Genomic DNA, 23,300 nt, shown 5'->3' on the forward strand with positions numbered 1-23,300 from the left:
GAACGTAATCGGGGACGCCGGAATCGGTTGTGGTGTCTGTTGATTCGAGGTCAGTGGTGGGTCCGGTTGGTGATGGGTGTGGTGCGGGGTGCTGTCCGGACTCGATCATCGCATTCAGACTCCGGGAGTCCGGTTTGTCAGCCGGAATCGGACCGCTAGCGCCGATGACGTCGGCTGCTTCAGTGCCGGGTGTTGATGACGTCGTCCCCGAATCTAGTTGCGGCACAGCGATTCCGGTGAGGATGATACCGCCTTCGACCAGGAATCGACCGTGGAATTCGGTCAGTGGTGGGCCGTCCAGGGTGGAGCGATCCGCGATCAGCAGTTGTGCGGTGAATTCGCCTCGTTCGATATCGAACGTGATCAGTATGTCTTTGAAGCGGAGCCGGCGATGTGTCAGCGGGTACCATGCCTTGAGGACAGCTTCCTTGGCGGAGAACAACACTCGGTCCCAGTGCACGTCGCCGTCGGTACCGATCCGGTCGAGCCAGGCGAGCTCCGCGTCCAGCGCCATGCCATCGCGCCGATCATCGGGGATCGGCTCGTTGTATTCGGCGTCGATGCTTACCGCGCGATGGTGCCGAGATACCGCGGCGACGAAGTAGCCGGTTTTGCCGGTAAGGGTGAGGCCCTGTTTGTGGCTGATGCTTCCGACGAGACCGGGCTGCCAGAGTGGCATTCCAGTCGCCTTCCCACCCGCACGGAGCACCGGCGCGACCGGTACACCGAGGCGTGCCTGCGCGCGGTGTGCGACCGTGCGTCCGTACACGATTTCGCGTCCGCGCACCCCGTCCGGATTCGTCTTCAGCGCATCCAGCAGTACCTGCTCCTCCGGGAGCAGCGCCGCCGTCGGATCCTCGCCGATGATCTCGGCCGTGGCTACCTCGGCGGGCAGGCCGAGACCTTCGATGATCGTCCGTCCCGCCGGCGCTCGCACTTGGCCCGGTTCGACGGTGTCCGGTTGGCCGTTGCCGGTGGTCGGCTCGAGTTCGGTTGTGTCGCCGCGCGACGGATCGGCTTGCGCTGCCGATTCGGCTCGGCTGTCCGCGGGCTCACCGCGGCGGGACGGCTGCTCGCCGCGTATTGCGAATTTCGCTGTGTCCGTATAGTTTTCGATTCGGTTGTGACCTGTTGTGGCAAGCTGACGTCGCCGGCCCATGATCCGTGAGTACGCCAGTTTCTGAGCGTCGGTTGCCAGTTTCCCGTGCAGCGTCACCGCGCTGTATACCTCGGCGTAGAACTCGGGAAGGTTGAGTTTGCCATCCTTCTTGCGGCTGTAGCGGCTGAGTTCTCGGTTCAGCCACTCGTCGAATTCACCCAGATCAGTGGGGCGAGTGGTGCGGACGAAAAGCTGCACCAGCTCGGCCATGATGTTGTCGAAGTCGTCGGGGTCGTCGTAGAGTCCGCTGCGGAGATGAACCGCGTGGCCGCCTTCATGGCCCATGATCGAGTCGGCGGGCCGAGCACTGTCGCCGACCAAGAAGTCGGCTTCTAACTGCTCGGCCAGAAAATCATGAAACAACGGCGCGTTGATAGCGAACCGTTCGCTCAAAACGAACCCTGTGGCGCGGGTTTGGCCGTTGATCGTCATTTTATTCGTGAAACCCATCATGAATTCGTTCGCAAACGGCCCAATTCTGATGACCGGCCGACCTTCCTCCGGATCGGCAATAAGTAGACCGGGGTCATCGGTGAGCAGAACACGGACCCTGCCGATGAACTGCTCGAAGATATCGGCGTCGACATCGGCCAAGTCGGACCCGACAACCTTGACGTCGAAGTCGCGCTCCAGATCCTGGGCCATCTTCTTGATCCGAGCCGACGTCGGCTCCTCGTCGCTCGTCGACGTGCGGGGCGCACGCCCGCGCAGTTCGTGTGCTCGGTCGACCAGCAGCTTGTACAAAGTCTGCTCGCCCGCGGTGACGTTCGAGCTTCCGAGCTCAACATCCCTGAACGACCGCACCAGCGCCTCGCGGACGTTCAGGTTTCCCTTGTCTGTGAAGCAGAAATCGGGGAATTGCAGTCGCAACCAAGTGTGGAACGCGTCCTCGTCCACTTCCCTGCCGTCCGGTTGGAAGCGGTCTCGCAAGGCGTTCATGGCGTGCGCCTCCGCCCGCCACCGCCCCGCGTACACCATTGCCCCGGCAAACAATTGGGTCATGGCATCGCGAACTTGACTCGGCCCCAACCCGGCTACGAAATCAGCGTCCAGAAGCAGCTCTCCCGTGCGTACATTCGAAAAGGCGAGCTGCGGAACAATACGGCCGGTATTGCCGTCACTCAGGCCGGTGATGCCGATTGTGATGACGTCCACCGCAGAATGCTTTTCGTATAGGTCGTGGAACGTTTGGGTGAACACCTGGAACGCTTCCAGGTTGGTTCCCGAATCGCAGGTCGCTCTGGTGAGGGAATATTGCTCCGCGAATGCGTGACTAATTTCATCTGTGGTTCGATATTGCCCCGCAACCCAGGTGGGTGCCGATGCGGCGTCATTTTGACCAAACCGGGGAAACATCCGCGCCGCGAAATCGGCGATGCGCGATCGGATACGGTCGCTGGGATCCTGTCCTCGTATCTCGAGTGGAGTAGTGGAAGAGCTTTGCTCCCGTTGCACCTCGGCTTCGAGTCGCCGATTTTCTGGCACCGCCTCACCATCGGGTGTGCCCTGGATTTTGTGTTGCTGTTGTTCTGGTGTGGGCCGGTCGGGTGGTCTCGCCGCCGAATCGGCTTCGCTGTCATTTCGCCCTGACGCTATGGGTGGCGCTGGAAGGCGGTGACCCGTCTGTCGCCGCACCGGGGCATCGTCATAGTCCGCGACCGCATCCCAGCGGCCGCGGGTCCAATATGTCCAGGCCGGTAACGGCAGTGGCTCGGATTCAGTGCGGTGGATTTCCGATAGTCGCCGTTCGTTTCCTCGCACATTCTGACTCCAGAACGCGTCTCGTTCGGTGCGGAAGTGGTGGGTGATGACAGGCAGCGAGTCCATGCCCATCATGTGGGTGACGCCGCGGAAGAGATACAGCGTCGAGGTGGGGATCAGCGCGGCATTGGTCTGACTGTGGCTGACCGGCGAGAACTGGTCTCGGCTGCCGTGCACGATATCGACCGGTACGCGGTAGTCGTCGAATCGGACTCCCCAGGGCTGAACCAGTTGCAGCGAGTCGTCGGCCCACGCGTGTACGTAGTTGCGCAGACCGCGTTGATAGCCGCGGGCCAGCTGATCGCGATGTGTGCCGACCCACATGTGGTCCAGGGTTGTGAAAGCATCTTGGTTGTAGCGGATCAGCCAGGTCCCGTCCCGCGCGATCTGTTCGGCCATGTCCGTGAGCTTGGTGACCATGGCTTGCAGATCCGGGCTCCGGTAGACGGCCTGGTTGGCCTCGGCCATCCTCTCCATCCATTCGGCCATGTTCGCCATCCAAGTGTCGCGGTCATCGAGGACCGGTGACGTGCCGACCAGCGAGACGACCCGGTCGACATGCTCGGGATCGAGCGCACCGACGGCAATCGCCACCGAGCCGCCGCCGGAGCGTCCGAGTACCGAGTAGTGGTCGAAGGCGAACAGTTCTGTCGCGATGTAAATTATGTCGCGGGCGCAGTCGGCCACCGTGCGTCCGGGCAGTGGGTCGGAGTCGCCGTACCCTGGTCGCTCCACGACGATAAGTGTGTACCCGCGCTTGGCCAACTCGTGCGCATCCGGCAGTGGACCGTCGATCCCGACCGGAGTGCCGGGAGACACCAGGATCGGGTAACCACGCGGGTCGCCGAGCAGACGGAAATGCACGGTCCTGCCGTCCGGCATCCGCGCTGCGTAGAGCGTCGAGATCTGGCCCAGATCGGCCGTTTCGACGGGCTCGGGCACCGTGCGCGCTTTGTCCTCGGGCAGCACTGCGCGGTGGCCGTAGAGGTATCGTGCGCTGTCGGTCGAATCATGTTCCTGCCGAACGGTCTTCGGATTCGTCGCGCTGTTCGAAGCGGTACTGGGGTGTTCGAGCGGTCGTGGTGTCGGCGTCGTGGGAATTCCGTCATCCGCAGGATCGGCCGGATCGAGCAGAACAGGTGCCGGTTGGCCTCCACCGGTCCAGTCGGAAATCACTGTGAGGGACTCTAAATCGGCGGCATCGCGGGCGTGGTCGGTACCGAGGGACAGTTCGGTGGCGCGCGTGACCACCCGCATCAGTTCGGTCAGCATCTCGTGGGCTTCAGCCGGTGTCGCACTCCGGCGGCTGATGAGATAGGCCAATGTCATGTTGCGCGCCCGTGCCACCAGGCGGTCGGCGAACATCCAATCGAGCGCCAGCCCCGTGTCCGGACCAGCGGCCACGGGCACGTCATCGATTATTGTCCCGGTCGTTCTCAGACGTGCTATCTCGGCGAGGATCTGGTCCTGAGCTTCGTTCACGGGATCGGACCGAAACGCGATGCCCGCCCGCGCGAGTCGCGCCATCCTGCCGGTCATTGCGATATCTCGCGCCCGCAGGATCGCGATCCGATCGACCACCGCCTGGCTCAATTCGACCGGATCGGTGTCGGTCGGGTCCGCATCGGTTTCCGTTGTGGTCGAGTCGGTTTCGTCACTTTCGGGTGATGCGGGTACCGCCGTCGGTGTTTCGGGTTGGGAGGCGGATGGCGTCGGCGCGCGGCGCGGGCGTTTCGGGTTGCTCCATGGGATGTGGTCGCCTTCGACATTGTTGTCGATGTTGCCCAGGTGCTGGTCGAGCATGTGGTTTGGTCGGTTGAGGCCGGCGACGCGGTGGGGTTTGTCGACTAGGGGGTTGTGTCCGGGGTGGTGGAAGGCCATCTCGGCGGGGGGCTCATCGATTGTGGTTCCACCGGTGGGGGGTGCAGGATCGGGCTGCGCGGGGGCCGCGTCGGGGTCGGGGATCGGGTGTGCTGTGCCGCCAGTGGGCTGGGCCTCGCTCCGGGGGGTCGGACCGACCGTGGGCTCCGCTGCCTTTGTTGGTTCGGCTGGCGTTGGATCGTCGGAATCGGCTGCGATGCGCCCTGATGCGAGGTCGTTGATGACCGCCCGTATTTGTTCGTCGCCATCGGCGACCGGCCCTTCGGACTGCAGCGTCGCGAGCAGTTGCCTGCATGCGTGGCCATCGTGTTGTTCTCCCGGCACGAACGGTGAACGCCTGCCGCCCATCTGCTCATAGCGCTGTCGCGCCTGCTCGAGACCGAGCAGCGTCACCGGGTCCACCATGCCGCCCGATTGCTCGACTTCGGCTTTGCGCAGCCGGTAACGCAGACTTCCCGCCCTGACCGTCTCCACCCAATCCTGCCGGGTGGAGAGCAGGTCTTCCTCGAATTCCGGGATGGCGCTGGGCGGCTTCCCGGCCTTCTCCAGCGTCCAGTTCAACAGGATCCTGGACAGTCGGCCGTGGTAGTCGCCCTTGCCGTGGTGGCCGGAAATGCTCCAAAGCTCCAGGTCCACAGCGGTTTCAAAGGGATCGCGACCGGCGCTGACCGCGTCGTTGTACGAGCGGCACATCGCTTCTACGTCCGCGTGTACTCCGTCCAGGCCGCCGAAGTTGGGATACAGGATGACTCCGTATTCCCGCGTGGGGAACGGTGCGGGTATGTATCCCAGCAAAGGGTTTTCATTGATTTCCGCGATCTCCGCCTCGGTCAGCGGCGCGTCCAGAACACGGATCCGGCGAGCCCCGGGTTGTCCCTCCACTGCCGGATACAGTACGACCCCGTATTCGCCGGACTCGAGAGGACCGGGCACGTAGGTGAGCAGCGGATTCTCATCGAGCGCGGATTTCTCGTATTCGGTGGCGGGCCAGGCCAGCTCACCCCAGTTTTGGTTTTTCGCGTGGTGGAATCTCCCGGTGTTATCCGGATCCATCCGCCGCCCGAGCCGTCGATGCAGCTCGAGGATGAATTCCACACTTAGTTCGTCTTCGAGATGCTGTTTGGCGTAGACCCGGGCATCCAGCCAGCTCAGCCACTCTTTACGTCCGAACAGCAGTTCGGGCCGATCCTGGCCGGCGATGATGGCCACATCGCGGAACTTGTCCTCCATGTACAGCATGAGTTCGAGCGTGCGCTCGGTATCGGTTTCGATGCCGAGCGCACGCTCCAGCTCACGTATCTCTGCGTCGAGCGCGACATCCTCTTCGGACAATTCGGGCGCCAGCGCAGGTGTCTCCATGTATTCAGCGCGGTCGCTGGCGGCGGGAATGCCCGAGGTTTCCGATGGGACGGATACACCGGGCTCACCACCCGATACTGCATTATCGGATGAATTCTGCCTGGTCGGCTCGGTCGCGTTGGAACCGTCGTCCTCATCGATTAATCCGAGACGCAGTGCCTTCATGAATATCGGCACCCGCCCGGAAACTCCCAGCTTCTCACCGATTTTCGCGTAGTGGCGCTCGATGGTATACGGCACCACCTTCCTTTTCTTGGCGATCTGCTCGTTCGTCTTGCCTTCGGCTATCAGTCGGAGCAACTGCATCTCCGCACGGGACAGATTGAAGAATGTCGAATCCGACGTGTCGGTATTCGAGAGCAGGCCCCGGCGCCTGGCCTCGACGACGGTGGCAATTACGCCCGCGGTATCGAACTTTCTGGCCGCGCTGCTGCTCAAATTCGAGACGGTCCTGGGGCTCAGACGCAGCCTTGTCGCGATCTCACTGCGCGACAGACCCGCGTATATCAGCTCCAGCACCTGGAGTTCACGAGGGAGGAGCCCACTTTCGTCGATCGGTTTCGCTCGTGTCCGCTGCTCGGGCGCCGATTCCGCCATGCCTTCCGGCGAACCGCGGCCGGTAAGGTCGTGATCCTGAGCAGGCGATTCGGCTCGGCCGCCTTCGACCTCCGATTCCTGAGACCGCTCAGCGGGCGAGGCATGGGCGGGTTCGCCGGGCGCGCTCGCTTCTGGCTGGGCCTTTCGCTTACCGCGACCCCGGAACGCATGGCCCTCCGGATTCCGGCCGAACGCATCGAGCACCGGGTCGAATAGATGTGGTTGGCGCGCCAGGGGTGGACCTGGATCCACCCCCTCGGCAGCGCGGACACCGATGATCGAGCCGACCGCGCCGATCCCGAATCGATCGGTGTCCGCATGGGGGCTCGGTGCTTGGGGGTTGTGCGTGGCCGTGTGGTCAGGGGCGCGTCCTGGTGACTGCCGTGGTTGTGGGGCGGGGGGTTGGTTGGGTGCTGGTCCGTCGGCGGGGTGGGTTGGCGCCGGCGGTTTGTCGACCCGGGCCTCGGGTACCGACGAACCGGTGGCGGCCGCACGCGACTCGGGCTCGGTGGTTTCGGTTGCTGGTTTGGTGAACAACACCCTGACATGGGAATACTCACCGGGATGACCAATCAGTCCCTCGATCGAGACTCGGGTGAATCCGTACGGTTCGACGATCTTTGCGGTAAACGTGCCCAGCGCCGCATCCTCCGGCGACAACCACAGATCCTGAATCAGCGCATTGAAGGTATCGAGGTTATCGCGTTCCCCGAGGCCGACCTCCCAGAAACCGCGGACACTCCGCACGTGATGGCCGATGGCGTTCATCAGGTGGCCGAACATCTCGGTCCCGCTCGGCGTGCGTTTGGTTGCGTAGATGTTTGCTTGCAGCACCCCGTTGGAGTCGACTTCTCCCATGATTCCTTCGGGAGGATGGAATTCATCGACGGGAGTGACCAAGCCGTACCTGTTGAGGTACCTGTCCAGCGGGGCTTCCAGCGCGGCCTGGCGCATCTGCTCCATGACCTGGTCATGGAATTCGCCTGATCCCCCGCTCAGCATGGCGAACTGCTCCTGATACACCTCGATTTCCGGCCGCGACAGACCTTCGGCGTCGAATTCGGCACCACCGCGGCCGTCGAGGCGCAAACGCCTCGAGATCTGGTCGAGCACCTCTCGCACGTCCAAGCGCGCGATCGTGGTAGGCGGCTGGCTCTCGGACGTCGTGGCTTGCGGGTGATCTGGGCCAACCGATGCCGTGGTATCAGTACCTGTCGGCCGGTCGGGTATCGGGTGTGCTGTGCTGCCAGTGGGCTGGGCCTCGCTCCGGGGGGGCGGATCGACCGCGGGCTTCGCTGCTTTGGTTGGTTCGGCTGGTGTTGGATCGGTCGTCGACTCCGCGGGTGTCGTTGCGCGTGTCGCGTCGCCGGATCGTGGGATCCAAGCCACGGCGACCACGACACCGTCGCGGACGGCGACTCGACCCCGAATTGTCGCCGGAAGTCCGAACTGGCTTACCAGGCCGGTGGCCAAGTCTGCCACGAAGTCGCCGGTGTTCAGATCGATGCGGACGTTGATGCCGCGGAACGGGATTCGTGCGAAATCGAAGTACCGGCGAACAGTATCGCTGACACTGAGCTTGGCTGTCTCCAACAGTGACACCAAGTTCACGCCCTGATGCGACAGATTGACCATGCCCGGCTGTTCGTCGGCGGGTTCGTCGTCGCTGTGGGCGCGCACCCATGACCATTCCGCGAGATTGAGCGACGCGGCGTAATAATCGGTGACGAATTCCGTTTGGTTGTCGCGGGGCAGGCCGTACTGGTAGTGGGCGGTGGTGCGGATAGCGATCGTCTTGTAGTCGCTTTCGAGCCCGACCACCGCCGCCGCATAGATCATTACCTGGTCGGCATTGGCAGGCACATTCTGCACAGTGCTGGCGACCAGCGCGCCTTCCGGCGCGGGTGAGTAGTAACTGAAAGCGTCTTCGGTTTGCCGCCTCTGGTTGGGCGGGGCGAATCCGGCCTGTTGCAGTGCGTCGCTCGCGCACGCCAGTTCCGGGTCGCCCTTGCCGAACACCCGGATGCGGTGCAACCCGAGAATTTCGGCTCCGGTGGCACCTGGGGGGAGCAGGCCCTGGATTATCGATTCCTCATATTCGAGCCAAGTTCCCTTGGACTGTGCCAGTCGTACGACACCGGAGCGGACTACCGTTCGCGTACCCGGAATATCTTGTGCCGCCGTTGTTTCGGGATTGTTGTCGATGACCTCGAGCAGCAGTGTTCGGCGTCCGTAGGTTGTCCCGACCGTTCGTGCCGCGAGGCGAACTTCGCCGGTGCTGTTGTCGAGCGAACGCCGGATCAGTTCGACGGCGGCCGACTCCGCGTCGGCGATGTGCTCGTCGCTGAGCCATTCCTTCTTGGTGCGCACCCATTCGGTCAGCGCGGAACCGGCTTCGAGTGCGGCCGTCAGACGCTCGGCGTCACCGAGCTGAATGCCGTCGACTCCACGCGGGCCTACCGACAGCTCGAATTGCGGGATGCCTTCGCGTCGTCCCGGGTGCACGGCCATGGCCTCGTCACCCGGGCCCGGTTCGAACAGCAGGTGCGACCACGACGCGTCGTACGGGCCGACACGCAGATGCCAGAACGAAAGCGTTCCTTCAGGTCCGAGCTGTTCGAGTCCGACCCGGCTCACCAAGGTGTCCGGGTCGAACTCCACCAGTGGCACCTGATGTGAATCGGTCATTACATCTGCGCGCTGCTGCGCGGCGGCCAGCTCCACCAAAAGACTTGTGGCATAGCGGAGTTGCTGACGTTCGAAATCGCTGAGCTCCGCTCGTGGTCGCGAATTCAGCGAGTGCACAAGGAGTTTCACCCGCTGTCGGTTGGCGGCGTTCAGCGTCTCGAGATCATGGGTCATATCCATCCCGAGCACCACGTCGGGATATACCTTGATCAGCGTCGCCCGCTCTTGCGGACTCAGATCGATCTCCCACCACGACTCGTGGTCGGTATGGGCGAGAACGTTGTCGTCTCGAAGCTTCAGCCACGCGATCGTGGCGCCCGGCACAAGCTTGTCCAGCGCTTGCCCTATCAGCTCGTAATCGGCCGGTGTGGGCAACTCCACGGTATCGACCGGCGTTTCGGGTGTCGGTGTTTCGGGTGGTTGCTCATCGGTAGGAGCCGCCGCGTCGGCGATCTCCCGGCCCTTATCGCTATTGGTGACGACGTTGATCGGTTCGCTTTGCTGGGTGCGGTGTGCAATCTCGGCTGTATCGGAACTTCTTGCTGCTGAATCGGTTTCGGGTTCTTGGGTATCCGCCGCGATGTGCGCCGTGGGGGTCGCGTCACCTGCATGCGGCACCGTGGCCACGGCGAGCACGACGCCGTCGCGTACCCGCCATTTTCCTTCGATGAGTTGTACCGGCGGACCGAAGAAGGTCAGGTCGGTGACCGGTAGGTGGGCTTGGAACGTGCCGGTGGCCAGATCGATGGTGACGTGGATGTCGCTGTCGTGTGGGACTTCTGGGAGCAGTGCATCCAAGCTTTCGCTGACCGCGTCCTTGATAACCCGGAACAGTCGGTCCAGATGTACTCCGTCGCGCGTCCGGTCCTGACCACCGACGTCTTGGAGCCAAGCCCATTCCTCGTCGTTGAGGAAGCCTGGTTGCATGCCGGCGCGTTCGAGAAATGGTTTGTGCTCGCGGGCGCTGATGCCGAGTGCTCGGAAGTCTCGTGCATGGGCGACTACCGCGGCGGCGAAGTTGGATGGGCAGTAGGGGGGAAGCTCTGTGATGGCGCCTACCACCTCGTCGGGCCACGGCAACGGCATCGGGTAGTCGGGACGGAAACTCTCGCTGAAGCCGGGCGCGGCGATCGCGGAGAACCCGAGGCGGTGCAACGCCATTCGGCCGCACTTGAAACCCGGGTCTGCGCCACCCAAGATATCGATATTCCGCTGTCCGAGAAGCTCCTCCCCGAGCACATTCGACGGGAGGAGGGCGTGAATCAATGATTCCTCGAACGCGAGCCACGTCGACTTCCGGTCTTCGAGTTGCACAACTCCGGCTTTGTCCGCCTTCCGGGCGGCCGTGAATTCCTGAACCCCAGACGATTCGGGGTTGTTGTCGATCACTTCGACAATGAGTTCGCGCTCACCGGCCCGGTGCAGACTCTGCGGAATTCGGGCAACGACACGAACCTCGCCGGTGCTGTCGGCGAGCGCTCGCGCGGCCAATTCCGCAACTGCGACGCGCACAGTTTCGATCTGTTCGTCGCTGTGCCAGTCCCTCATGCCCAGCCATTCGGCCACCTCATCGGCCGCGACCTCTGCGGCGTGTTCCACTTCGGCGGCGGCCAGGTGTGTGCCCGGCACACCGGGTGTGCCCACGGTCACCTCGAAGGGGCGGTGTTCGGTACGTCGTCCGGGGTGCACCGCCATGTCGTCCTCGCCCGGCCCTGGTTCGAAAAGCTGATCGGGCCAGGATGTGTCGTCTGGGCCGACTCGCAGATGCCAGAACACATCGTCCTCGGCGCCGGGCACGATCAAGCTCAGGCCGACCAGGCTCACCAGCGTGGTCGGGTCGAATCGCAGTAGGTGCACGGCAAATGGGATGTCGAGGTCGCGTGCTCTGGCCTGTGTCAGGTCGTTCCACAAGCGAACGGCGTATTCCAGTTGCCGAGTCTGTGCATCGGTGAGTTCCTCGGCCGGTAGCGAACGTAGCTCCTGCACAAGCAGTTTCAAGGACCGCTCAGCCGCCTCACTCTGTACGTTCGTCGGAAAGTATTGATCCCGCGCGCACACTTCCCCCGGATACACCTTGACCAACGCCGCCTGCTCGTCATCGCTCAACCGGTGCCACCAGCGCTGGATTTCGAGCTGTGCGCTGCGACGGCGGGCGTCATTGACACGCGTCATCCACGCGGCCGTCGCGTCCGGCGCCGCCTTGCGCAACGCTTGCGCCGCCAGGTCTCGGTCGGCCTGCGTGGCCGGTTCCACCGCGAAGAAGTCACTCGCTTCGGAACCGTCCGGCTGAGCCGGTGTCGGCTGCGCCGCTTCGACACCGGGCTGGTTCTCGCTGTGGGTGTCGGGGGCGAAGGGGGTGATCCCGGGATGCTCGAAGGCCATGTCGGCGGGGGACTCGTCGACTGTGGTCTTCCCGGTTGGAAGGGCGGGCCGAGGCTGGGCGGAAGTCTGGGCGGACGTATCGATGGTGGTCGCTGCCTGGTTGGGCGCATCCGGTCCGCCGGTCAGCTGCCTCGGTCCAGCTGCGTCGCCGGTCTGCGGCAACATATAGCCGTACTCGAAGGTTTGGTCCCCGTCGATGACCGTGCGGGTAACCACGCGGGTGAATCCGTGTCCGAGGGCGGCTTCGGGTATCCCGGTGACGGATTCGACCCACAGCATTCGGGTTCCCTTGGGAGCCAAGGTAATTCCGACGTCCAGGAAATCGAACCGGTTCGACGGAAGGTGCCCCATCTCGGCGGTGCTGAAGCCAGGGTTCCAGGAAACCCCGGTGGTCCCTTCCGACACCAGCGGGACCGTCACGAACATGTCGCGCTCGGAGCGGTGGCGGTGCATCGTTTCGTCGACGCACTGAACATGTCGCGCCGCATCGTCGTTCGCGGAACGCTGCTCTTCGGGAGTGATCAGGTAGTCATTGGCCGCCACATATCCCAGCGGACTCTCCGATACCGAGCCCTTGATCCAGGCGAGGGATTCACGTTCCAGCTCCGAGAAATTCTGATTCCAGTATTGCCGGGCGTAGGCGATGGCTTCCTCGCGGGTCCGGAACACCAGTGCGGTTGTGGACAATTCCGCGAGGGCCACTTCATGTTGGCGTTCCCGCGGGAGTGCGTTGAATTCGTCGTCGGACAGCAATGGCCGATATGTGAACGGCTGGTCGTCCACGGGCTGCTCGGGTGTCGCGGTGTCGGTGGCGTCCTCGTCGGTCACGATCCGGCCATGTAGGACCGGGGCCTGCGCGTCGAGCCCGCGGATCTCGGCGTCGAGGCGGTTCACCTCGTCGGCGTTGTCCACCAGGGTGTTGAGCTCCAACAAGTCTCCGGCGAAGGCGGCGTTCTCGGCATCGGACCCCATCGACAGGGTTTCCAACCGGTCCGCGTCCAGATCCTCGGCGCGCTCGCCGGACCGGACCAACTCGTCGAGCAACGCGTCGCGCTCTTGCCGCAGCTGTTCCAGTTGTGGTGCACCTCGGTCGGGCCGTGCGGGGTCCACTTCCAAGGTCGCGGGGTCGAGGTCGTCGCGCATTTCGGCGGCCGCGTCGCGCATTTCGCGCGCCTGCTCGCGCAGCCGGACCAGCCGTGCCCGCTGCGCGGACGCGTCCACTACCTCGTTGGGACGGGCATTGAGGCCCACCTCTTTCCCGGCGTTGGATTCGACCGGCTCGTTGTCGGGTGGGCTCGCCGGGCCATCGGGCTCGGCCGGAGGGGAGCCGATGAGCTTCCCGGGATAGTCGTGTCCAGGGGCACCGGGAACGGGCAGGTTCGGATCGAGTGGTGTGACCGGTCGGCGGTCGCTGCCGATGGCAATCGCGTAGACCGCCTCACCCGCCGGGCCGGAGGTGCCCCGTACATATTCGGTCCATTTCTCGGTACGGTCCCGGCGTTCCAGCCGTTTCCGGTTGGGGTCGTAGCCGACCAGGTCGCCTTCGATGGTGCGACCGGTTTTCTTGTCCTTACGCCACAGGGTGGCATGCGCACCCAGTTCGCCGGGTCGATCGACCACCACGACGATCTGGGCGCCCGGGCCCAGATCGCCCAGGAGGTCGTCGATCTTGTCGCGGGCGGTGCGCTCCTCGTCCGGTCTGATCTCCTTGGAATTCCAAGCAGCGCTGATATATCGCGCCAGCTGTCTCGGCCACATGCCGGCCGGGAGCTGCGGTCCGTCCGGGAACTGGACCGGTACGCCGTCGAGAAGCAGCTGCGAGAGTATCCAGAGCGCACAATCCCTACTGCCTTCCAACAGGATTGCCAGGGCCGGGTCGTGCCACGACAGTGTCTGGTCGTCCGGGAAATCGAATGTGGTGGAGCCGTCGGGGCTCGGCTGAGGCAGCGACGGCGCTGCTTGAACGAGATAGGGCGCCAGCTCGGGATCGTTATAGGCGAGCAGCGCCATCATGTCATCGGCCGGACTACCGCTCGACTCGAGCACGATCCGTGTCAGTTCCGGTCGCCCGCCGTCTTGAGTGGCGTAGTACCTGCGGTTGTCGATCAGCCCGACGAGTTCGGAAATCAGGCTCAGCGCGGCGTTGTTCGGGTCGGTGTGTCCGATCTGCAGCACATAGGCGACCTTGCGGCCGGGTGCGGTCCGCGCGGAATTCCTGATCCCTTCGGCCATCCTGGCCACACCCGAGGTAACCGAATCCAGGTCGACTCCTTGGCCGCCCATGATGACGTGCACCTCGTCGGCGGCATCGACATCGCCGATGGCCAGCGTCAGCTGTCCGAACTCGCTCGACGCGAACTGCAGTGCGTGGACCGGAGGTTCCCCGGGCAACGTGGCCGCGACATCTTCGGCCATCGCGATACCGGCAACGGCAGCGTCGAGGATGGCGTTCACGAGGTGCGATTCCGGCGGGATGGCGTGGCCGGTGGCCGCGAGTCCGGCCAGATTGGCTGCGAGGGTTTGCTTTTCCTCCGGAATCGCGGTCCGAGTATCCCGGTCACGCCATCGTGCCGGCACATGCGCGACATCGACGAGATCTTTCATGCGCCCGACGAGATCCCACCGTTGCTCCCGATTCAGGAAGTGGAAGGCCTCGGCTGCCGCGCATCCGGGGTCGGGAACGAGTCCGTTGTTCCGGTCGTCTTGCTCCAGCAATTCCAGAATGTGCGATACCTGTTCGGCCGCCACGGTCGCCATTCGGGCGCGTGCGCGGCCGGCGGCCGGCAGCTGACTCGGGAGGATTTGCCGGGCTTGTGCAGGCGGGACGAGCAGCTGATCAGCAACTTCGTGCAGTTGCCTACCGAGGTGCCGAACCTCGGCACGAATGCCATGCAGCTGCGAGCCTTCCGATTCGTGAGCGGGATCCGGATCCAGCGGATCGAACAATACGATGGCGGCGATATCGGCCGCCGCACCGATGTCGGCGCGGAGTTGCTCGCGCCGCGCAGTTGCCGCGTTGTATCGCGCGGCCAGTGACTCGAACGCGGTGGTGTTCTCGTTCAGTAAGGCGAGTTCACCGAAACACCCAGTTAGTGCGGCGAGATCGTTGTACCGCAGGGCCATCTGGTGCGAGGTATCGTCTTGCGTCGCGCCTTGGAACTCCAGAAAAGTCAGCACCCATGGCCCCACTGCCGACTGGGAGATGCCCAGGTGCTGCGCGATTCGACGAGCCAGTTCGTCCAGTTCGCGCTGCGGGGCTGCCGGATCGTCGAGGTCGACACCCTGCCGGTCGGCAAGCTCCGCGATCCTGGCCCGCAGTGCGGCCTGTCGTGCTTCGCCCTGCTGGACTGCCGCGTCGAGTCTGGCGCGGAGGCGGATTTCGGCGTCGAGGTCGTTGACCCGCTCGGCCGCGGCGAGCAGATTACGGAGGTCGCGGTAGTCGGTGCTGTGGTCCTGCGCGATTGCTGGAGGTGCGGTCAGCATGTCCTCCGCATCGGCCAGTCCGTTGTGCAGTCGTCGCAACGCCGCCGATCCGGGCGTCAAGTTCGCCGGATTGATGTTGTGTCGCTGAGCGATGTTGTGTTGCTGAGCGAGTTGATCGCGCCTGGCGCGGGCCTGCTCGCGAAGTTCGTTCAGGTGGGTGGTGTGGTCGCCATCCACGGGGAGCGATTCGGTTGCCGCATCCCGGGTTTCGCGATCGGAACGCTGCTGCGCCAGAGCTGCCACCAGATCGGTCGTTCTGGTACCGGCCGAGGCGGTGGTCTCGACCGCGGTCTCCTGGAACCCGGTAAAGCCCTCCAGCACATCGACATACCAGCCCGTTCGGCCAAGGCGTGCGTATCGCGACAGTGAGTCGATCAGCCGCTGCTCGTCCGCCGCGATCTCCTCGGACGGGGTGTCGTGGGGGAGCCACTCCTTGGTGCCGTTCTCCTCGGTCACAACACGTTCGACGAACCCGATCGGATCCGCGCGGTCGGTGTAGGCGTTGAGATAGTTGACGGGCACGAGACGTCCGGCACGGTCCAGGCGCCATTTGTCGCCGGTATGCCAATTCGATGGCCGGATAAGGCCATTGGCCAATCCCAGTCGTTTCGCGTCGGGGGTGAGCAGATAGCTTTCCCAGGCGTCCGTGCCGAATTGCGCGGGCAGGCGATCCGCGTCGCGTCCGGGCACGTACTCCACCAGCAGGACGAGTTCGGTGCGGCGGAGCACATCCGGGGCCGGCACACCGACGTCCCTGGCTGTCCCCAGCCCCAATTCCTGGGAGTCGGCCTGCCGTTCGTTCCGCATTGTCCATTCGACTGCCTGGTACCCGTTGTTGTAGGTGATCAGATAGATCTGTTGCGGTGAGGTCGGACGATTCGAACCGGAGTCGAGACGCCGCCGGGACAGCTCACCGGAGGCTTCGGCTTCGGCAACCTTTTCCGCGAAGGGTCGCTCATCGATGAGGCCGTTCAGCCACGCGGTTTCCTCGGGGATGGTGTAGAAACCGATCCCCGGGTCGGGTCCGTCGTAATCGCCGCGTATGCGGAAGTTGTGCAGATGCCCGCTCTTGTCGATCAACACCCGCCGATATTCGATCGGCAACCCTTCACGTTCTGCTCGCTCGCGCAAGCCCGGGGCGAGCACATCCAGCAGGAACTCCTGGCCTCGCAGCGGCGATACGACCACGATGCGTTCGCCCGGCACCTCGCCGACACCTTCGACCGGACGCCCCTCGTCGTCGAGAACGGGGACCGCCCCTTCGGCGGCGAGCAGATCCCGAGCGGCCAGGATCGCCAAGGCGATGCGCGTCTCCGCCAGATGTTCGAAGGCGGTTTCGACATGCGGTTTCAGCGCTCGGAAATGCTGACCGAGTTCCCGGACCGCAGCATCGTCGGCCTGAATCCTCGCCAACTCGTCCGAGGTGACCGGCTGTTGGAGCGCCGCCGCGAGGCGTTGCCGCTGCAGCTCCTCCAGGTCGAGAACCAACTGTTCGATTTCCGCGGCGTCACGCAGATGCAGGCTCGTGGTATCGATACCGAGCCGTTGTCCCGGGCGCAGCGCTTCGGCCGCCATTTCGGCCGCGTGGGTTTCGGCCGTTGCCAGCCTTCGCTGGACTGCCGGGGGAAGTTCGGTGCCGGTGCTCGGTCGCGGGCTCGATCCGTCCGGTCCGTCGCCGCGGGATTCGGCCGCAGGATTATGTGCGCTCGAAGCGTTTTCATCGCGATGCTGGGGGAGTGGATCCCAGAACCGTGGGTCGCCCTGGTTGTCGTCGTGCTGGAAGCCGAGCCCCTGCCGGAACAACTGTTGTGGCCGGTTGGTACCGACGAGACGGAATCGCACAGGTGCGACGGGGTTCTGGGCGTGGTCGAAGGTCTCGACACCAGGCGGCAATGCGCGGCCTTGCGGCGTGGCCCCGGTCGATTTCGCCCGATTGGGGCGCGGTGATGGTGCGGTCGGGTCGGCCGGCGGTGCGGTCGGCTCGCGCCGATCGTCGACGGGCGCGGTGCTACTGTCCTCGGCCCACGAAATGCCCGACTCCGCGAGCCAAGTCGTCAACTTTTCGTGAAGCAATCCGATCGCCGCGATAGCACGTGGCCGGTCCGGTCCCAGGTCCACGATGCTGTAGCGGGCGATGAAGGTGTCATTGTGCGGGGTCAGGGTGACGGTGACCGCCGCCGAGCCACCGCGAGCGAGCTCGACCGGCAACTCGATCGATACGGCTCCGGCGGCCGACTCCGTGCTTGTGCGTCCCACCCAGAAGACGACATCCTCGCCGTCGGCGCGTCGGCGGACGCCGTAGCCGCGGAACAGCTTGTCGGCATCTCGGCCGTTGTCGCGAACCAGCTGGGCGACCGGCATTTGCGCTCCCTGGCCGCGCCACATCAGGCCCTGGCGATCGGCGCCGAGTTCATCGAATGCGCATGCGCTGAGGTCGACCTCGCTCTGCAACAGCGCGTCCAGAATCTGGGCGGGGACCATGGGGTCGGCGTTCCAATCGCCGAAGTTCTGATCGAACGCCTCGACCTCGGTCGGTCTGCCGTCGAGCTTGAAGGTTCCGAAGCCGCTCAGCTCGTCGAGCGACCCGCCTTGCTGGAGGAATGCGACGAGCAGCTCATCGTGAGAGGCATTGGTGGTGATGAATTTTCCTGCGGTTGTCAGCAAGAACGGTTGGCCGCCTCGGTCGTCGTCGGTGCGATATTGCTGGTTATCGGGCCCGAGGAACTGTCCATCGGAGTTCACCGTCAGCCAGACGAGATCGATCTCCGTCGCATCTTCAGGCGGGACCTCCGATGGGGCTACCGTTCTGTATCCGGTGTGAGTCGGCGGCACGGAGTCGAGGCCGGTCGACCGACCGTCGGGAGCGGATTGACTTGTGGGCGAGGAAGTGTCGAGCTGTGGTGTCGGCTTACCACCGTCGTGCGGCAATGCCTCGTCGAGGATCCCCAGGTGCAGTGCCTTCATCAACAGCGGGGTCCGTCGCCGGACCCCGAATTCCTCGGCCATGCGCGCGCGGCGACGGACCACGGTTCTCGTCGCGATTCCCAGCCGCGCCGCGATGGCTATGTCCGACAAGCCTTCCGCCATCAGACGAAGTATCGAGAGTTCCTCGGGGGACAGCCTGATGCCATGCGACTGGATCGGAGTCAGCTTTGTGAGCAGTCCCTGGCGCCGTGCCGCCATGACTGTCTGAACCGCACCAGTGGTGTTGAGCTTCGCGGCGGCATTGGCCTGGTGATTCTTTACGGTCCGCTCATCCACCCCCAGTGCCGCCGCGATTTGGGCATGCGTCATGCCCGCCTGTAACAGGTCGAGCACCTCTCCCTCACGCTCCGACAGCACGCCGCGATCGGGTGGCGTCAGCGGCGTCGCTGGCGCGGCCGGCTTGTCCGCGCTGGGAGCCAGCATCGCCGCGAGGCGCGCCGCAGCGTCGTCGACAGTGGGGTCCTCGGTCGGTGGGGACTCGACGGTGGTCGGGGCGAGAAATGCGGCCAGCCGGGCGGCCGCGTTGTCCACGCTGGGATCGGGATTCGGCCGAACGTCGTCCTTTCGGTTCGCCGCCGCTTCGGCCGCGGCAGGTTCCACGGTGGCCAGCCGAGAGATTCCGAGCTTTCCTTCGATGCGACTTCGGTGCGTCCAAACGGTCGATTTGGATATGCCCAGAAGTCTCTCGATCGTGTGACTACCTCGCCGTTGCGCAATCAGCTCGAGGACCTCGAGTTCGCGATCGGTCAAGGCGTAACCATGGCGAGCTGTCGACGTCGGCGTGGTCTGGAGCTGCCAGTACGCGCCACGGATTGCGGCAACCGTGATAACCAACTGGCGGACGGTCACTTCGCCTTCGCCACGCTTCAAAGGCCAAAGTTGGCGTTTTTTGTTCTGGGCGGGTGGGGCGAGCGCCCTGAGCGCGCGCACCAATTCGGATTTGGTTGCCTGAGCCATCGCGGTGATCTCCCGCTGGAACTGCGCGGCGCCATCCTCCTCGGTAATGAATTCGGCCAAGATCCGGTCTCGGAAGCTGAGGAAATCGCGATGTTCCTCCACCAGGCGTCGAGTGGTCGAGATGATCAACGCCTCGAGGCGCGGGTCCCCGATCAGATCGACATATTCGACCGCGTGTTCGAGGACTTCGTCGCGGATCTCGAGTGCAGTCCGGTTTTCGCCGATCTCTGTCAGTGCATGGCGAAATATCTTGTTTCCGAATTTTTTGCGCAGCGTTCGGGTCGATTTCTCGCCCTGTCCTGCCGTGTCGTTGGTCTGCTCGGCAGTGTCATGGGCTGCTGCCGCTTGATCTTTCGGATCCGATGCCTTTTGGGTCGGGCGCGTACCGGCGGCGGTGGTCGGGGTCTCCGCGGCTCGACGCAGCGCGAGCACTGTCTGCGTAAGCAGTTCGGAAAACCGAGGGTGGTCCACGAACAAGGTAAAAGCTCGCCCGCGCAACATCGTCGGATCCTGAAAATCCAACTGCGGCTTCCGATGTTTGGCGATCGCGTCCCGGAGATGCCTTATCAGCTCGGCCGCATCCTGCAAGGGTTGGATATCGGGCAGGCGAGCGGCGCTCGCCACGAAGGCATTGCTCGCTATTTCGAGTAGCTCGAATGCGGCGGCGGGCTCGCGAGTTCGGGTCAGATAATAGCTGACAACGGTGACGATATTCGGCAGGAATGATGCCGCGGCCGCGGCAAAGGTTCGGTCGGATTCCGTTCGCGTCGGATCGAAGGCATCCGATTCCGAACGCAGCGCGTCGATCGCACGGGCGACGTCGGCATCGAATCCGCCGATCAGTCCGGTCCGCAGGTAGCCGTCGATATATTCGGACCAGTCCGTCCGATCCGTCCCTCGTACTTTGAAATGTTCTACCAGCCCGTTGATTGCGCTGATCGCCGCGTTGGTGGGCGCGCGGTGCTCGCCTTCCGGTTTGGTCTTCCTGGGGAACCCCCAATCCTCGGACCAGGGCATCGTTTCGACAGCGGTAGTCATGCTGTGGACGATGCGTCCGAGGTGCGAGGGGAGAGTGTCCAGGAAATTCAGCTCGTTCTGCGGGGCGCCGAGCGGCTCGGGTATGTCCTCGGATGCTTTCAAGGGCAGCGCACCGGCGAGGTCGAACACCGCGTTCGTGGCGGCTAGCAACGCCCGAACAACTGGCAGGCGAGTCTCGAGATCCCGGCCGAGGTCGAACAGCGTCGAGTAGTCGGGGATGGTTCCCTGATGGGTATTCGCCTGGATCCGGTGGCACTGTTCCCATATCAGGACATTGAGCAATCGCGCCGCGGCCACCGCGACGTCGACCGGCGGCGGCGCGCCGTGACGGAAGGCGCCCAGATGCGCGGTGACTTCGGCGGTCGTATGGGCGATCAGCCGCTGTACATCTTCGTCGGACCGGGTCGCGGCCCAATCGTGTAGCTCACGATAGGAGGCGGCGAGCGTGTCCGGCATCTGCGGGGTAGCAGGCGTCTTCGAGGCCGCGGCGTCAAGCGGCTGGTCCGGAGTCGGGTGCGTCGCGGCAGTTGCGGGCTGGGGACTGCGGGTCCAGGGCGTCGTCCCGTCGGGCTTGCGGTGTTCGGGTGCCTGCGATGCGGCACCGGCGCCGGCGGATCGACGCTTGCGCCATGGTGAATCCAGAGCCGGACTCGTGGATTCGCGTCGGCCGGGCGGCTCTGTCGGTGCCACATCCTGGTTGCTGCGTCCGCCTGCGGGATCGGCGCGATGCTCGCTGGTCTCCGGCTGCGCGCCGGGCAGGTTTGTTTCAGCGTTGCCACTGACCCGGCGGTCGGTCCCCGGGGAGAGTTCGCCCGCCCGGCGTTGCTCCGAATCCGGCTGGTCCGCAGTGGTTTTAGGCTCGTTACCGGACGTACTCGCGATTGCCTGATCGCCGGGCGCATTGTCGGGTGTTGATTGCTTGGGTTCGGGCTGGGTCTGGGGGTTTTGTTGTTCGGCTGGTTGGCGTTGTTGTTGGTTGGGTTCGTTGGTGTTTGGTTGGGTGCGGGGTGTGCGGGTGCCGTCGGATTTTTGGGTGTGTTCGTCGGTTTTCGGTGAATGGCCGGAACTGCTTGTGTTCGTGGAGTTTTCGTTGTTGGTCAGGGTGGTGGGGTTGTTCTGGGTGTTGGGTTCGGGTGCGTTGTCGGGGGTGTTGGTGCTGGGTTGTCCTTCGATTTTGTGGGGGTGTTTGGTGTGTCGGTACCAGGGGGCATTTTTTTGGTGGGGGTGAGCGTGCCATGGTTGTTGGTGTAGTAGGTGGCGAAGACTTTTGTGACGGTGTGGTCTGCGGGTTGCCATTTGTTTTGGCCGTTTTCGTCGCCGTCGTAGTTGCGGACGTGGGGGATGTAGACGTCTGGGTGGGGGTCGTTGGGGTCGGGGGTGGGGTCTTTGGCGAGGGTGTCGAAGACGAGTACTTCGTTTCCGGCGTTGACGAAGGTGTAGGAGTGTGAGTTTTTGCCGTAGTCGACGATGAGGACGGCGATGTGGATGCCGGTTTGTGCGGCGTTGCGGACGGTTTCGGCGGTGGTGGTGAAGCGTGGGTCGCCGTCGTATGGGGTGGGGCGGAGTTGGGCTCCGAGGGTGGCTTCGACGGGTTTCCAGTTTTTTGTGGAGTCCCATGTGCGGTCGGTTGGGTCGGGTTCGGGGGAGCCGTCGTGGGTGAGTGTTACGGCTCGGAATACGCGGGCGAGTTGGATGGCGCAGTTTTTGATGATGGTGGGGTCGAGTGTGTGGGTGTCGGGTTCCTGGTGTGTGGTCGAGCCATCACCGGCCGGTCCCGGTTCATTATTCCGACCGCGTAGGGCACCTGTAGCGATTGCGAGTGCCGCCGAGCCGAGTGCCACGGCACTCCAAACTCCCGTGAGTATCCACCCGGTCCCAGCGTTGCCGACCGTTGACAACATGTAGCCGCCGAGTACGCCACCGAGAATTCCGCCGATACCAGTCATGACGTTGCTTGTCGCAATCGCTCCGCCGAGAGCCTCCACGGGAACGACCGCTTGTTGGTACTCGAGGATCTTCAGGTTGCCTAATACAAGGGCCGCACCCACAGCAAGCGAGGTCGGTCCGAGGAGCCACGGGTTGGTTGTGGTCGCGTATTCGGCGGTCAGTGCGGCCCACGTCGCTATCGCGGCCGGATGCGACCATTTCAAGTCGGCGCGCTCGGCCCACGACTTGAATAGCGCTGCAAGCAGAACTCCGGCGCTACCGGCGGACATGACCAATGCCGTTGTGGTCGGCGAATAGCCTGCGTCGTTGACGATATTTGCCAGCTCTACGCTGGCGGCCGAAACCCCAAAAGCACTCGGAACCAGCAGTCCGGTGCGGCCGCGCATATATGGGTCCCGCCACATGGCACGGGCACCATCGAACAGGCGGACTTCCGCGGATGACTTCTCCGGTACCACCCGGGGGAGCTGGCGCAGTAGCCACCGATTCACTGCGTAGGATGCGGTGTCGACCAAGAAGGGGAACGCCGACGAGATGTGCCCGGCCGCCTGCATGAGCGACGGTCCCACCGTGCCGGACGCCTGACTCTCGATCAGCGACAGCCGTCTCGCGTCGCTTTGCTCTTCTTTCGTTCGCGCCAGGTGTCTCCTAGCGTAGACCGAGGTGCTGGTTGCGTTGATGACGTCGATGACCTTTACGGCGACCGCCGATCCGATAATGGCCTCCAACGCGCCCGGTAGGCCGGCGGCGACCCAGCCGCCAGCGGCGCCCGTGATCGCGATTCCGGCTGTCGACATTTTTAGTAGCGTTTCAAGATTGTCGTCACGTTCCGCGCGCCGCCCGGCCGGGATCTGTGCGATCAGGCCGGCTAATTGGGTCAGGGATACCGTGATGCCGGTCAACAGCGCCGAATCGGTCATCTGATCGACCAGCAGCGGGACGTAGCCGGCCAGGCCGACGCCGCCGATGCTGGAGATGGTAGCGCCGGTGTAGAGCCGGGCGAGCTCCTTGTTCTGTGGGGCCTTGCTGCGGATCCATTGCAGCCAGCGGGAATCCGGTCGTG

2 protein-coding genes are annotated in these 23,300 nt (G+C 64.1%); both read right to left on the reverse strand.

All coding sequences use genetic code 11. The annotated features are described in order from the left end of the window. Positions 1–20,980 (reverse strand): alpha/beta fold hydrolase (locus ON44_RS36300; protein ID WP_157187479.1); only part of this gene is annotated, 20,980 nt, incomplete at its 3' end. Between the two features lie 407 nt (positions 20,981–21,387). Beyond that, the coding region (locus ON44_RS36305) for an MFS transporter (protein WP_040698999.1) at positions 21,388–23,300 on the reverse strand (1,913 nt) is incomplete at its 5' end.

The sequence above is a fragment of the Nocardia vinacea NBRC 16497 genome, assembly GCF_000308835.1.
Taxonomy (GTDB): domain Bacteria; phylum Actinomycetota; class Actinomycetes; order Mycobacteriales; family Mycobacteriaceae; genus Nocardia; species Nocardia vinacea.